The 13621-nt window shown below is 61.7% G+C and carries 12 protein-coding genes; all 12 read right to left on the bottom strand.

Annotated features, from left to right (window positions below):
• Positions 1–179 precede the first annotated feature (179 nt).
• The 12 genes from ACU0FH_RS19805 to hutI all read right to left on the bottom strand — a co-directional run bounded on the left by ACU0FH_RS19805 (position 180) and on the right by hutI (position 13577).
• Positions 180–1103 (bottom strand): choline ABC transporter substrate-binding protein, encoded by a 924-nt coding sequence (locus ACU0FH_RS19805; RefSeq protein WP_446196450.1) that lies wholly within the window; start codon positions 1101–1103, stop codon positions 180–182.
• A gap of 80 nt (positions 1104–1183) precedes the next feature.
• Positions 1184–1870, bottom strand: a complete 687-nt coding sequence (locus ACU0FH_RS19800) for a cysteine hydrolase family protein (protein ID WP_446196449.1) — start codon at positions 1868–1870, stop codon at positions 1184–1186.
• Positions 1871–1948: 78 nt separating this feature from the next.
• A complete protein-coding gene (locus ACU0FH_RS19795; protein WP_446196448.1) occupies positions 1949–2338 on the bottom strand; it encodes a VOC family protein in 390 nt (129 codons plus the stop codon).
• A gap of 9 nt (positions 2339–2347) precedes the next feature.
• Positions 2348–3334 carry an isopenicillin N synthase family dioxygenase gene (locus tag ACU0FH_RS19790; RefSeq protein ID WP_446196447.1) on the bottom strand — a complete coding sequence of 329 codons (987 nt, stop codon included), beginning with the start codon at positions 3332–3334 and terminating at the stop codon, positions 2348–2350.
• 39 nt (positions 3335–3373) lie between these two features.
• On the bottom strand, positions 3374–4264 hold the full coding sequence (locus ACU0FH_RS19785) for an ABC transporter permease (protein WP_446196446.1): 891 nt from the start codon (positions 4262–4264) through the stop codon (positions 3374–3376).
• Positions 4261–5388 carry an ABC transporter permease gene (locus ACU0FH_RS19780; protein WP_446196445.1) on the bottom strand — a complete coding sequence of 376 codons (1128 nt, stop codon included), beginning with the start codon at positions 5386–5388 and terminating at the stop codon, positions 4261–4263. The genes ACU0FH_RS19785 and ACU0FH_RS19780 overlap by 4 nt, the downstream gene beginning before the upstream one ends.
• Positions 5381–6871: an ABC transporter ATP-binding protein gene (locus ACU0FH_RS19775; RefSeq protein ID WP_446196444.1), complete on the bottom strand. Its 1491-nt coding sequence runs from the start codon at positions 6869–6871 to the stop codon at positions 5381–5383. Before ACU0FH_RS19775 ends, ACU0FH_RS19780 begins: the two co-directional genes overlap by 8 nt.
• A gap of 12 nt (positions 6872–6883) precedes the next feature.
• Positions 6884–7966 (bottom strand): BMP family ABC transporter substrate-binding protein, encoded by a 1083-nt coding sequence (locus ACU0FH_RS19770; RefSeq protein WP_446196443.1) that lies wholly within the window; start codon positions 7964–7966, stop codon positions 6884–6886.
• A 445-nt stretch (positions 7967–8411) separates the two neighbouring features.
• On the bottom strand, positions 8412–10094 hold the full coding sequence (gene hutU, locus ACU0FH_RS19765; protein ID WP_446196442.1) for a urocanate hydratase: 1683 nt from the start codon (positions 10092–10094) through the stop codon (positions 8412–8414).
• Positions 10091–10885, bottom strand: coding sequence for an N-formylglutamate deformylase (hutG, locus tag ACU0FH_RS19760; RefSeq protein WP_446196441.1), 795 nt, complete (start codon positions 10883–10885; stop codon positions 10091–10093). Before hutG ends, hutU begins: the two co-directional genes overlap by 4 nt.
• The gene (gene hutH / locus ACU0FH_RS19755; protein ID WP_446196440.1) at positions 10882–12387 is read right to left on the bottom strand and encodes a histidine ammonia-lyase; all 1506 of its coding nucleotides are present in this window, start codon (positions 12385–12387) and stop codon (positions 10882–10884) included. Before hutH ends, hutG begins: the two co-directional genes overlap by 4 nt.
• Positions 12384–13577, bottom strand: coding sequence for an imidazolonepropionase (gene hutI, locus ACU0FH_RS19750; RefSeq protein ID WP_446196439.1), 1194 nt, complete (start codon positions 13575–13577; stop codon positions 12384–12386). The genes hutH and hutI overlap by 4 nt, the downstream gene beginning before the upstream one ends.
• Positions 13578–13621 lie beyond the last annotated feature (44 nt).

Genomic DNA, 13621 nt, shown 5'->3' with positions numbered 1-13621 from the left:
ATCCGTGTGTTGCCGATACGACCGGAAGAGGGAAAAACGCCGTCCTACGCACGAGATGCACGGGGGTGTTTTTCGCAGATTATCGTTTCCAAACCAGAAGCTCTGCTTGGAAAAACCGTCTCATCCAGCCGCCGGAATGACCCTGCCCGCTTTCGGCGCGGGCAGGGTCGCCATGCTGATTACTTCAGCTTTTCTTCGGCCGCTGCCATCGCGTCGCCACCGTCGATGGTGGTCACACCCGCAAGCCATGTATCCAGAACCTCGGGGTTTTCCTTGATCCAGACCGCCGCCGCCTCGGACGGGTCCTTACCGTCGTCAAGGATCGCGCCCATGATCTCGTTTTCCATGGCCAGCGTAAATTCGAGATTGTTCAGCAGCTTGCCCACGTTGGGGCATTCCTCGACAAAGCCCGCGCTGGTGTTGGTATAAACCGTCGCACCGCCGAGGTTCGGGCCAAAATAATCGTCGCCGCCCTCAAGATAGGTCAGGTCGAAATTCGCGTTCATCGGATGCGGCTCCCAGCCAAGGAAGACAACCGGCTCGCTGCGGCGATCCGCCCGCGCGACCTGCGCCAGCATCCCCTGCTCGGAACTTTCGACAACCTCGAACCCGGACAGGCCAAAGGCATCTTCATCGATCATCGACTGGATCAGGCGGTTGCCGTCGTTGCCCGGCTCGATGCCGTAGATCTTGCCGTCAAGCGCTTCGGCCTGTGCCGCGATATCGCCAAAGCTGGTGATCCCCAGATCGGCCGCCGCTGCGTTGACCGCCAGCGTGTATTTCGCGCCTTCAAGGTTCGCGCGCACCGTATCCACCGTGCCGTCTTCGCGATAGGGCGCGATATCCGCCTCCATCGTCGGCATCCAGTTGCCGAGGAATACGTCGATATCGCCCTTGGCGAGAGAGGTATAGGTCACCGGCACCGACAGAATCTTGATGTCGGTCTCATAGCCCAGCGCGTCGAGCACGACCGTCGTCGCCGCGGTCGTTGCGGTGATGTCGGTCCAGCCCACGTCCGAAAAAGTGACGGATTCGCAGTCAGCCATGGCCGCGCCGGCGCTGACCGCCAGCGCCAGAACAGAAGTAGAGATCGTGGTTTTCATTTCAGAATATCCCCGTTTATTGTTTTCTCTTGCGCCAATATAGGCTTAGGGACCGTGGTCTTTGCAACCGAATAGTCGGCTCAGCCGGTTTCCCCGCCCCAGACGCGCAGGATTTCCTTGGATTGCATCACCAGACCGGTGTGCAGCGACACCATCTTGAGCGCGGCATCCTCCATTTCCTCGTTCGTGCCCCGCACCAGATCGGCGGCGACGCAGACCCGATAACCGATGTTCGAGGCATCGAATGTCGCGTTCAGCACGCAGCAATCGGTCATCCCGCCATTCAGAACCACGCGCTTTATCCCCATACTGCGCAACAGGAAATCCAGATCGGTCGGATAAAAGGGCGACAGGCGCCGCTTGGTTTCAACTATCAGGTCCTGGTCCAGCACCTCGGTCGAGAACTCGGTCCATTTCGTACCCTCAAGCGCATGTTCCGCCTCGCCCGGTATCGCTCCGACCGTCAGCGGGAACAGCGTCCGCCACGCCGCCGGATGCGCCCCGGCCAGATCGTCCTGACCGCCCTTGCGCAGGATCGAGCGGACATGAACGATCGGCACACCCAGCGCCCGCGCCTCACGGTGAAAGGCGTTCACCGGCGCGATAATCTCACGCCCGCGCGGTGCCGGACAGGGGCACATCGGGTCCTCGGACAGATGCCCTTCGTGCATGTCGATGGAAATGATCGCCGTATCGGCGCACGACACCCATTCACCGAACGTCTCGTCGGGCAGGTCCTTTTCTGCCCCGTAAACCAACGCTTTCACGTTATTACCCCTTGTCTCTATATGAAAAAGGCGGCCGCACGCGGCGCCCGCCCTGAAACCGGCCCGCGGGCCGAACCGTTACGGTGTCGTGCAGGCCAGCCGGATCGCGTTTCCATCCGGATCGCGCATCACCGCCATGTACCAGTGGTAATAGGTCATGAACTGTTCCTGCACCATGGTGCCGCCCATGCCCTTGGCCTTATCGACGATGGCGTCCAGCGCCTCCTTGCTTTCGCATTGGAAGGTAAAGGCGGTCTGGTCGCCCTCGCCCGCCTTGCGCGGCTCAAGCCCCAGCATTTCGTAAGCGGCCAGCGCGCTGAAGCCGACCATGACGTCGCCCGACATATAACCCCGGAACACGTCCGAGCGCAGGCTTTCGTTCTCGGTCAGGTCGAACAGGTCGCGATAGAACTCGGACAGGGTGATGAAATCCTCGGAAAAGAGGCTCACCTGCATCAACAGATTCATGGTCTTTCCTTATGCCGCAGCGATACCAAAGGTCTTTTCGAACTGCGCGCGCAAATGCTCGCCCGCCGTCATCGCCGGGTACTTGGCATAGCCGTCATGCTCGAGGATCGTCGGCGCGCACTCGACCTTGTAGAAATATTCCGGGTCGCAGAAAGTCGGGCAGGAATAGCGGGTCTTGTCGCTGTGGTTGTTCAGAACCCGGTGATAGGTCGCCTTGTAACGGTCATTGGTGATGACCGGCAGCATCTCTCCGAGGTTGATGATATAGGTGCCCGGGATCGGCGGCGCGGCGATCCATTCGCCATCGGCGTTGCGCACTTCCAGACCGCCGATATCGTCCTGCAGCAGCAGCGTCAGCAGCCCCCAATCCGAATGCGCGCCCGCGCCCAGCTGGTTGGCGGCGGCGTCTTTTGGCATCGGCGGGTACTTCAGGATGCGGCAGTAATGCAGCGGTTCTTCCAGCGCCTGGTCGAAATAATCCTCGGGCAGTTCCAGCGACAACGCGACCAGCTGTGCAAGGTGACGCCCCAGATCCAGAACTTTGTCCACATAGGCCTCGTATTGCGGGCGGAATTCGGGAAAGGTTTCGGGCCACTGGTTCGCCCCGGTGCCCGGTACGTTCGCCTTGGTATAGCGATGCTCCGGCCCGGCCTCGACGCTCGACATGTAGCCTTCTTTCAGATCCGGCGGAGAGCCCTCGTCCAAAGTCTGCGCCGCCATCGGCTCATAGCCACGGGTCGAGTGCTGGTTGACGGAATCGAGCTTCATCTTCTCTTCCAGCGGCAGGTCAAAGAATTCAGCCGCCAGTTTCAGCTGATTGTCCATCACCTCCTGCGCGATGCCGTGGTTCTTGATGTAAAAGAAACCGGTATCGACACAGGCCTTGTGGATTTCCCAGGCCACTTTCTTGCGCTTTTCGATATCGTCGGAAAAGCTGTCGGTCAGGTCGATCAGCGGAATTTCCGTCGCCGCGTGAGGGGGTTCGTAGATAATCATGCGTAAAGTCCTCTTGGGTTCGTTTCAGGGTTCAGGCGCTCAGTCACGCTCTTCTCTTATGTGATGCTGGCCAAGGGCAGCCGGTTGCGCCCAGCGGTCCGACCCGCGCAGCGCGGCCCAGATCATGACGCCCAGCGTGGCCAGGTAGGGGGTCATCTGCAGGAAATAACGGGGCACATCCGCGCCGGTCGCCGCGATCCTCGGGATCAGCGCCTCGATACAGCCAAAGAGCACCGCACCAAGTACCGCGCGCCACGGATGCCAGCGCGCAAAGATCACCAGCGCAATCGCGATCCAGCCGCGCCCGCCGACAACAGTATCGACCCAGATGCGCGACACGGCGACGGTCAGATATCCGCCCGCCAGACCGATCAGCCCCGCGCCGATGACGATGGCGGCAAAACGCATCGCGGTCACATCGATCCCCGCCGCATCCGCCGCGCCCGGGTTTTCACCAACCGCTCGCAGGGAAAGCCCGAACCGCGTTTTGTTCAGCAGCCAGAGCACCGCAAGCGTCAGCACCGGCACCGCGAAGATCACCACGTCCTGCCCCAGAAAGATTGGCTCAAGCCCCGCTATCGCCTTGTTATTCCAGCGTTCCGCGCTTGCGATGAAACTCACCAGCGCCTGTGCGAAGAACACCAGCGCCAGACCAGAGATCACGTGATTGATCCGCAGCGAAGCGACCATCACCGCGAAAAGCAGCCCCAGCAGCATTCCTGCCACCACCGATCCGCCCAGCGCCAAGAGCGGTGCCGATCCGTTCAGCATCGCGCCCACACCGGCCAGCGCACCGACCAGCATGAACCCTTCGGCGCCAAGGTTCAGCACCCCGGCCCGCTCGGTGATGATCAGCCCCAGCGCCGCCAGCGCGAAGGGCGCGGCGAACCCGGGGATGTTGATCAGCCAGTTCAGAAGAAAATCGCTCATGCCGCCTGCCTCCAGTGCATTCGGTAGGTCAGGAAAAATTCCGAGGCCGCGACGCAGGTGATAAAGATCGCCTGGATCAGCTGCACAAGCGCGAAAGGCACACCAAAGAACACCTGAAGGCTCTGCCCCACCAGCAAAAGCACCGCCATAAAGAAGGCGACAATCACCACGCCCAGCGGATGATTGCGCCCCAGAAAAGCGATCAGCACGCCGGAGAACAGGTAGCCGCTAAAGAAATCCTGCGTCATACGGAATTCGACCCCGGCGGAAATCGCGAACCCGGTCAGACCGCCCACGGCCCCTGATCCAAGGATCGCAGCCACCGTCAGACCGGCCACCGGCACACCCACGGCCCCAGCCATCCGCGCGTTCGAACTCATCAGGTCCAGCAGGTATCCGACCCGGCTGAACGACATGATCCACCACAAGATCAGCGCCAACCCCACCGCCAGCGGCAGCGCCCAGTTCAGGTTGAGCCAGCCCAGCATGGGCAGCCGTTCAAATGTCTCGTATTGCTCGGTATGGGGAAAGGCGCTGACCGGGTCTTTCCACGGCCCGTACACCATATGCAGCAAAAGGTTGAACGCCACGTAGTTGAGCAAAAGCGTGGTGATGACCTCGTTGATGCCAAGACGTTGCTTCAGCAGACCCGGGCCCGCAATCCAGAGCATGCCGCCCAGACAGGCCGCCAGCGCCATGGTCACCACGCGCCCGTTCTCCGGCCCGATGTCATAGATCGCCACAGCCGAGGCAAAGATCGCACCAAGGATCATCTGCCCTTCCAGCCCGATGTTCCAGAAATTGGCGCGAAAGGCGATCGCCGTCGCCAGCCCTGCAATGACCAGCGGCGCCGTGCGCACCAGAACCGAGCCGAGCGCGCGCGGGCTCGAAAAAGCAGTCGTCGCAATCTCGCGCCCCAGATCGGACGGGGCGACGCCCGACCATGCCAGCAATGCGACCGACAGCACCGCCGCCACCAGGAGGCTGACGACATAAACGCCGATCCGCAGCCGCTCGGAAACGCTCTGGCGCACTTCAAGCAGCGGTACCATGCGCAGCCGCGTCGCGGGGGGCGTCACCGCTACCGTTTCATGGCTTGTATCTGTCAACTCTGTACTACTCATGTGAAACCATCGCCGCACCGATGTCGCCGCGTTCGGCCGGTGCCTTGAATTCGCGTGTCAGACGGCCGCTGTTCAGCACGCCGATCCGGTCGGACAGCAGCATGATCTCGTCCAGATCGTCACTGATCAGGATGACCGCCGCGCCCCGGTCCCGGGCGGCGCGCAACCGGTCATGCACCGCCGCTCCGGCCCGTACATCAAGGCCTCGTGACGGGCTATGGGCCAGCACCACGCGCGGCGAACCTTCGAATTCACGCGCGATAACAAGCTTTTGCGCATTGCCGCCCGACAGCAGCCCCGCCCGCTGGCCAAGGCTGCGCACGCCCTGCACGTCATAAGCGGCAACCGCCGCACGCGCGGCGGCCTGCGCAAGCCCGCGCTTGAAATACCCCCAGCCGCCATAAGTTCCGGCCATTGCGCCATTGACCGCGTAATTGTCGGTCACGCTGATCCGTCCGGCCAGCCCGTGGCTGTAGCGATCCACCGGAATACAACCCAGCCCTTGACGCCGCCGATAACCGGGCCCGCGTTTGGAGACATCGCCCAATCCGTTCATCCCGATCCGCCCCGAGGACGGAAAGGACAGGCCCATGATCGCAGCCGAGAGTTCGTTCTGCCCGTTGCCCGAAACGCCCGCGACGCCGTAAATCTCACCTCGGCGCACGCGAAAGCTCACGTCGACCAGCCCCTTGCGCCCCGCTTCACCGCCTAGCGTCACGTTCTCAAGCTCGACCTCGATCGGCCCGACCGCCTTGGAAAGCTGTGGTTTTTCAATAATCTGCTCGCCCACGATCAAGGTCGTCAGGCTTGCCGGGTCCATGCCCTCGGGCGTGGTCTCGGAAATCTTGCGCCCGCCCCGCATCACCGTGATCCGGTCGGAATGGTGCAGCGCTTCGTGCAACTTGTGAGTGACAAGGATCACCGCACTGCCCGCCTCGGCCAGTTTTCGCACCAGCCCCATCAGCATCCGCCCCTCTTCGGGGCTGAGCACGGCGGTGGGTTCATCCAGAATGACGATCCGCGCGCCCGCCACGAGCACTTTCAATATCTCGATCCGCTGCTGCTCTGCCACGCCCAGCGTCCCGGCCTTGTCCGAGAGCGAAATCTCGAACCCCATCTGCCGCGCCAGATCCTGCGCCTTGCTCGCTGCCTCGGAGGGGCTGCGGCCCGGGTTGAACAGCATGATATTCTCAAGCACGGAAAAGGCAGGCACCAGCTTGAAATGCTGGTGCACCATGCCGAGGCCCCGTGCCGCCGCGTCCCGCGCCCCGGAAATACGCACAGTTTTCCCGTCAATGGCCACATGGCCTTCGTCCGGCGCGTACAATCCGCAGGCAATATTCATAAGCGTCGATTTTCCGGCGCCGTTTTCGCCCAGCAGCGCATGCACCTCACCGGCCCGCGCCACGAAGTCGACGGTATCGAGGGCCCGAAAGCCCCCGAAACTCTTGGACACTGACGAAAGAGCCAGAGTGTCAGTCATCGCCATTCCCGGTTACTGTCCCGAAACGCCGTCAACGAACCAATCCATGCCCCAGAGATCGCCGTCGCCCAGAACTTCGCCTTCGGCCACGCGCTCGGTGCCATCGCGGTCGCTCAGCGGCCCCGCAAAGACATGCTTGCCGTTGATGATCGCATCACGCTCGGCCATGACCTGCGCTTTCAGCTCTTCGGAAACTGCCGGACCACAGCAGGCGATATCGGTGCCGCCCTCGGCAATCGACAGGAAGGCGCCATAGGGGGCCGGTTCGAACTCACCTGCCGCGATTTTTTCGATCTCAGGCTTGAGGAACTTGTCCCATGTCCAGATTGACGAACACTGCGTTGCTTCGGAGAATTCTGACAGGTCGCGGTGGTGGCCGGTGCCGTAGATACCCTTTTCAGCCGCAACGATCTGCACGGTCGGCGTATCGACGTGCTGGCCGATCACATCGACCCCCTGCTCGATCAGCGCCTCCGCTGCCGCGCGCTCCTTGACCGGGTCGGCCCATGCGCCGGTAAAGACAACCGTCAGCTCCGCATCCGGGTTCACCTGCCGTGCGCCCATCAGATAGGCATTCACCGTCCAGTTCACGAGCCCAAAGGGGTTCGCCGCGACAAAGCCCAGCTTGTTGGATTCGGTCAGACCGCCGGCGACCATCCCGCAAAGATACTGGCTCTCATAGGTGCGGCCATAGACGCTCTTGAGGTTGTCGCCGTTCGTCGTCCCCGCCGGGTTGATAAAGACAACATCCGGATATTGCTCGGACAATTCCTTGAACGTATCGGAATAACCAAAGGCCGAGCCAAGGATGATATTGGCGCCGCGTTCGATGAACAGCTCGGCCGCCGGACGGATCGCGGTGGCGGATTCGGGGACCTCCTCGGCCATCGGGATGCGCAGATCCAGCTCTTCTTCAAGCGTGCCACGCGCCTCGTCGATGGATTGCGACCAGCCGCCATCATCGGACTGGCCAAAAAGGATGACGGCCGGGCTGGGGTTCCCCACGGCGGCAAATTCCGCCTGAGCGGTAACGCCTTGAGCAGCCAGAATGGCGCTTGCCGCCATCAGCCGGAAAAAGGTGCGAAAGGTAGTCATATCGGTTCCCTGCATTTGCTTATGGTGCGCGGCTTCGTTCACGCACGACGTGTTTCACCGAGTTTCGAACGCGGATCGGAATATTGGCTTGCACCCGGAAAATAGCCGGTACAAAAGTCACGCTGTCCCCTGCCGGGGCATCGCGTCAAAGCAAACACAGCCCGGTTTGCCGTTAGATCGCGAAAATTTTTCCAATTGGACAAAATTTAATCGGAACTTTGACCCGCCAAGGACCGTTTCTTACGGTTTTTCACACAACGACACGAAAAATGGCGCGAGTGATTCTCGCGCCATTCGATCATATCCAGCCTTTTCAGCTCTTCACGCCGCAAAAGTGACGCTAATTGACGTCAGCGATGCAATATCGCCCAGCATGACAGAAATGGGTCCGCCGCCGCAGGATGTGACGCCAACCAGCGCCAGTCCCTGCGATTTCACAAACCGATCAGCCGAGGATACCCGGCAGGTTCAGCCCCTGCTCGCGCGCGCAATCAAGCGCGATGTCATATCCCGCATCCGCATGGCGCATCACACCCGTCGCCGGGTCGTTCCAAAGCACGCGTTCAAGCCGTTTATCGGCCTCTTCGGACCCGTCGCAGCAGATCACCATGCCGGAATGCTGGCTAAATCCCATACCGACACCGCCGCCGTGATGCAGCGACACCCATGTCGCCCCGCTCGCCGTGTTCAGCAGCGCATTCAGCAGCGGCCAGTCCGACACCGCATCGGATCCGTCTTTCATCGCTTCTGTTTCCCGGTTGGGCGACGCGACCGACCCACTGTCAAGGTGATCGCGCCCGATCACCACCGGCGCTTTCAACTCGCCATTGCGGACCATTTCGTTGAACGCCAGCCCCAACCGGTGCCGCTGCCCAAGCCCGACCCAGCAAATCCGTGCGGGCAGCCCCTGGAACGCGATCCGTTCACGCGCCATGTCGAGCCACTGGTGCAGATGCTCGTCATCGGGGATCAGCTCTTTGACCTTCTGGTCCGTCTTGTAAATGTCCTCCGGATCGCCCGAGAGCGCACACCAGCGGAACGGCCCGACGCCCCGGCAGAACAACGGCCGGATATAAGCGGGCACGAAACCCGGAAAGGCAAAGGCATTGTCCAGCCCCTCGTCCAAGGCCACCTGCCTGATATTATTGCCATAATCGAGCGTCGGCACGCCTGCGTTCCAGAAATCGACCATCGCAGCCACATGGGTTTTCATGCTGGCCCGCGCGGCCTTTTCCACCGCTTTCGGATCGCTTTCGCGCTTTTCGCGCCATTCGGCCATGCCCCAGCCCTGCGGCAAGTACCCGTTCAGCGGGTCATGCGCGCTGGTTTGATCGGTCACCATATCCGGGCGGATGCCGCCTTCGTTCATGCGCCGAACCAGTTCCGGAAAAACATCCGCCGCATTGCCAAGCAGACCGACCGACTTCGCCTCGCCCGCCTTGGTCCAGCGCTCGATCATCTCCAGCGCCTCGTCCAGCGTTTCCGCCTTTTCGTCGAGGTATTTCGTGCGCAGCCGGAAATCGATGCTGTCAGGATTGCACTCTACCGCCAGACAGCAGGCCCCGGCAAAAACAGCGGCCAGCGGCTGCGCCCCGCCCATGCCGCCAAGACCGCCCGTCAGGATCCATTTCCCCGTCAGGTCCCCGCCGTAATGCTGACGACCGGCCTCGGCGAATGTCTCATAGGTTCCCTGCACAATCCCTTGCGTGCCAATGTAAATCCACGACCCGGCCGTCATCTGGCCGTACATGGCCAGCCCCTTTTTATCGAGCTCGTTAAAGTGATCCCAGTTCGCCCAATGCGGCACGAGGTTCGAATTCGCGATCAATACGCGCGGGGCGTTCTCATGGGTCTTGAACACGCCAACGGGCTTGCCCGACTGCACAAGCAGCGTCTCATCCGCTTCAAGCTCTTTCAGCGCGTCGACGATACGATCGAAATCTTCCCACGTACGCGCGGCCCGACCGATGCCGCCGTAAACCACCAGCTCATGCGGATTTTCAGCGACATCGGGATGCAGATTGTTCATCAGCATCCGCATCGGCGCTTCGGTCAACCAGCTTTTGGCGGTGATCTCGGGCCCGGTGGGCGGAAAAATATCGCGGATATTATGGCGCGGATTGGTCATGTCAGGTCTCCGGATAGGGCGAGAGTTTGCAAGGAGTGAAGGATTTCCGAAAGCACGTCACGGGTTGGACCGGCTTTCTCAGGCAGATAGGTCCAGGGCGCGGATTCCGTCATATAGGTCGATTGCGCCAGCTCCATCTGGATCGCATGAAAACCCTCGAAAGGTCTTCCATAATGGCGCGTTGTCCAGCCTCCCTTAAACCTTCCGTTAAGGATCGACGTGTAACCCTGAGTTGAGCTGCAAATCTTATCCACACAGTTTTCCACAAGCGGATCGCAGCTTTGGCCGGTATTGGTCCCAATGTTGAGATCCGGCAATTTGCCGTCGAACAAATAGGGAATCCATGACCTGATTGAGTGGCAATCGTACAAGACCGCAACGCCGTGGATACCCTTCACGCGCTGTAATTCAGCGGACAGGGCATCATGATACGGAGCGTGATAGCGCCCTCTCCGGCGTTCGATCTCATCCGGATCCGGCTCTTCGCCTTTCCGATATATTGGATTACCGTCGAAATCCGTCACCGGGCAAAGACCCGTTGTATTCTGCCCCGGATACAGGCTTGAATCGTCAGGTCCCCTATTAACATCAATGGCATAGCGGTGGATCGGCGTGCGCACCGTCGTCACCCCGCCAAGCAGCCCGTCATATAGCCGATGGATATGCCAGTCCGTGTCCGCCATCGCCAGCCCGCGCTCGTTCAGCCGCGCGGCGATCTCCTCGGGCAGATTGGTGCCAGTATGCGGCAGGCCCAGAACGATCGGCCCCTCTCCGCGTTGAACTTCGATCATGCCACGACCTCCGGGAAGGCACCATCGCGGACCAGAGCGGAAGCGGTTTCGATGTCCGGCGCGAGGAATCGATCATCAACTAAAGGTTGAATATCTTGCCTTAACCTTTTGATAACCTTGCCGAGCGACACCGAAGTTTGCAACGGTGCCCGCGCCTCGACCCCCTGCGCCGCGCAAAGCGCCTCGATCCCCAGTATGACGTTCAGGTTCTCGATCATCCGCAACAGCCGGAACGCCCCATGTGCCGCCATGCTCACGTGATCTTCCTGGTTGGCCGAGGTCGGCGTGCTGTCGGTCACACATGGGTTGGCCAGATGCTTGTTCTCGCTCATCAGCGCCGCCGTGGTCACTTCGGCGATCATAAAGCCGGAATTCAGCCCCGGATCGGGCGTCAGAAACGGTGGAAGGTCATAGCTCAGCGTCGGATCGACCATCAGCGCGACACGGCGTTGCCCGATGGCCCCGATCTCGGCAAGCGCCAGCGCGATATCGTCGGCGGCAAAGCCCACCGGTTCCGCGTGGAAATTCCCGCCCGATACGATCTGCCCGGTTTCGACAAGCACAAGCGGGTTATCCGTCACCGCATTCGCTTCGATTTCAAGAGTTTGCCCCGCGCGTCGGATCACGTCCCACGCCGCGCCGACCACCTGCGGTTGGCACCGGATGCAATACGGATCCTGCACCCTGGTGTCATTGTCACGATGGCTTTCGCGAATTTCCGAGCCCGCCATCAGCGCCCGCATCCGCGCCGCCACGTCGATCTGGCCCTTATGGCCGCGCAGGGCATGAATTTCCGGCGTCAGCGGCGCGGTAGAGCCCATGATCGCATCGGTCGACAGCGCGGCGATGATGATCGAATTCTGCACCGCCCGTTCGGCCTCGAAATACCCGGCCAGCGCACAGGCCGTGGAAAACTGCGTGCCGTTGATAAGCGCGAGCCCCTCTTTCGCCCCCAAAACAACCGGCGTCAGCCCTGCCTTTTCAAGCGCGACTCCACCGGCCAGACGTTCCCCTTTGTAAAACGCCTCGCCCGCCCCGATCAGAACCGCCGTCATATGGGCCAGCGGCGCCAGATCGCCGGACGCCCCGACCGATCCCTGATGCGGCACGACCGGCGTAACCCCCGCCTCCAGCATCCCTTCGATCAGCGCACAGATGTCCCAGCGCACGCCCGAAGCCCCACGCCCCAGCGACATCAGCTTAAGCACCATCATCAGCCGCGTCAGCCGTTCAGACAGCGGCGCGCCGACGCCGCAGCAATGGGACAGGATCAGGTTTTCCTGAAGCTTTGCGGTATCTTGCGGGGCGATCTTGCGGCTCGCGAGCTTGCCGAAACCGGTGTTCACCCCATAGACCGGCGCGCTTGCCGCTGCCGCCTTGGCTACCAGTTCCGCCGCCGCCTCGACCTTTGGGCGTGCCTCATCCGCAAGGCGCACGGGCGTTTCATCGCGATAGATGCGCTCAAGATCCGACAGGGAAACCTGCCCCGGTGTCACGATCATCCTTCACCTCCAATGATGCGGGCATAAAGCGGGTTGAACCCGATCCGATAGGCAAGCTCGCCCGGTGTTTCGACATCCCAGACTGCCAGATCCGCGCGGTATCCCGGCGCGATCTCTCCGCGATCCGTCAGGCCCAGCGCGCGGGCGGCGTGGCAGGTCACCCCGGCCAGCGCCTCTTCGGGCGTCAGGCGGAACAGCGTGCAGCCCATGTTGAGTGTCAACAACAGCGAGGCCAGCGGCGAGGAGCCCGGATTGCAATCAGTCGCCAGCGCCATCGCCACCCCGTGATCCCGAAACGCCTGTACTGGCGGCACCTGCGTCTCGCGCAGCGTGTAAAACGCCCCGGGCAGCAGCACGGCGACGGTTCCCGCGGCCGCCAGCGCCCGCGCGTCCTCCTCATTCGCGTATTCCACGTGATCGGCCGACAGCGCCCCGTATTCCGCCGCCAAGGCCGTACCGCCAAGATGGGACAGTTGCTCCGCGTGGAGCTTTACCGGCAGGCCCAGTTCCTTGGCGACATCAAAGACGCGCGCGATCTGCTTGCAGTCAAAAGCAATTCCCTCGCAGAACCCGTCCACCGCATCGACCAGCCCCTCGGCGTGGGCGGCCTTGAGCGTGGGGATACAGACCTCGTCGAGATAGGCATCAGGGCGATCCTTGTATTCCGCCGGAACCGCGTGTGCGCCCAGGAATGAGGTCCGCACCGCCACGTTGCGCCGCACGCCCAATGTCCGCGCCGCCCGCAGCATCCGCAATTCGGTATCGAGGTCGAGACCATAGCCGGACTTCACCTCGACCACGCAGACCCCTTCGGCGATCAGCGCGTCAAGCCGCGCCAGCGCCCCCTCGACAAGCGCCGTCTCACCCGCCGCCCGCGTGTCGCGCACTGTCGAAACGATACCGCCCCCGGCGCGCGCCACCTCCTCATAGCTCGCACCGTTCAGCCGCATTTCGAATTCCAGCGCACGGTTGCCGCCAAACACCAGATGCGTGTGGCAATCGATCAGCGCCGGCGTGACCAGCCGCCCGCCCATATCCTCGGGCGTCACGCCTGCGAAATCCTCGGGGATTCCCTGACCCACATGGGCGATCACTCCGTCCCGCAGGGCAATCACCCCATGTTCGATCAGCCCGTAACCGCCGCCGGTCATCGTCGCGATCCGCACCCCGCTCAGAACTCGATGCACCATCCCTGATTGACCTTTTATGTCTACTTTAATAACTTTATGTATAG

The sequence above is a fragment of the Heliomarina sp. genome (assembly GCF_052826185.1).
Note: the sequence above shows the minus strand (reverse complement) of the source record. Positions and strands in the feature narration are given on the sequence as shown.

What these genes read in the sequence shown, in the direction of transcription:
- hutH (WP_446196440.1), bottom strand. Translation starts at nt 12,387, where the DNA reads ATGATCGTGACACCGGGGCAGGTTTCCCTGTCGGATCTTGAGCGCATC.
- ACU0FH_RS19780 (WP_446196445.1), bottom strand. Translation starts at nt 5,388, where the DNA reads ATGAGTAGTACAGAGTTGACAGATACAAGCCATGAAACGGTAGCGGTG.
- ACU0FH_RS19790 (WP_446196447.1), bottom strand. Translation starts at nt 3,334, where the DNA reads ATGATTATCTACGAACCCCCTCACGCGGCGACGGAAATTCCGCTGATC.
- ACU0FH_RS19795 (WP_446196448.1), bottom strand. Translation starts at nt 2,338, where the DNA reads ATGAATCTGTTGATGCAGGTGAGCCTCTTTTCCGAGGATTTCATCACC.
- ACU0FH_RS19775 (WP_446196444.1), bottom strand. Translation starts at nt 6,871, where the DNA reads ATGACTGACACTCTGGCTCTTTCGTCAGTGTCCAAGAGTTTCGGGGGC.
- ACU0FH_RS19805 (WP_446196450.1), bottom strand. Translation starts at nt 1,103, where the DNA reads ATGAAAACCACGATCTCTACTTCTGTTCTGGCGCTGGCGGTCAGCGCC.
- ACU0FH_RS19785 (WP_446196446.1), bottom strand. Translation starts at nt 4,264, where the DNA reads ATGAGCGATTTTCTTCTGAACTGGCTGATCAACATCCCCGGGTTCGCC.
- ACU0FH_RS19770 (WP_446196443.1), bottom strand. Translation starts at nt 7,966, where the DNA reads ATGACTACCTTTCGCACCTTTTTCCGGCTGATGGCGGCAAGCGCCATT.
- hutU (WP_446196442.1), bottom strand. Translation starts at nt 10,094, where the DNA reads ATGACCAATCCGCGCCATAATATCCGCGATATTTTTCCGCCCACCGGG.
- hutG (WP_446196441.1), bottom strand. Translation starts at nt 10,885, where the DNA reads ATGATCGAAGTTCAACGCGGAGAGGGGCCGATCGTTCTGGGCCTGCCG.
- hutI (WP_446196439.1), bottom strand. Translation starts at nt 13,577, where the DNA reads ATGGTGCATCGAGTTCTGAGCGGGGTGCGGATCGCGACGATGACCGGC.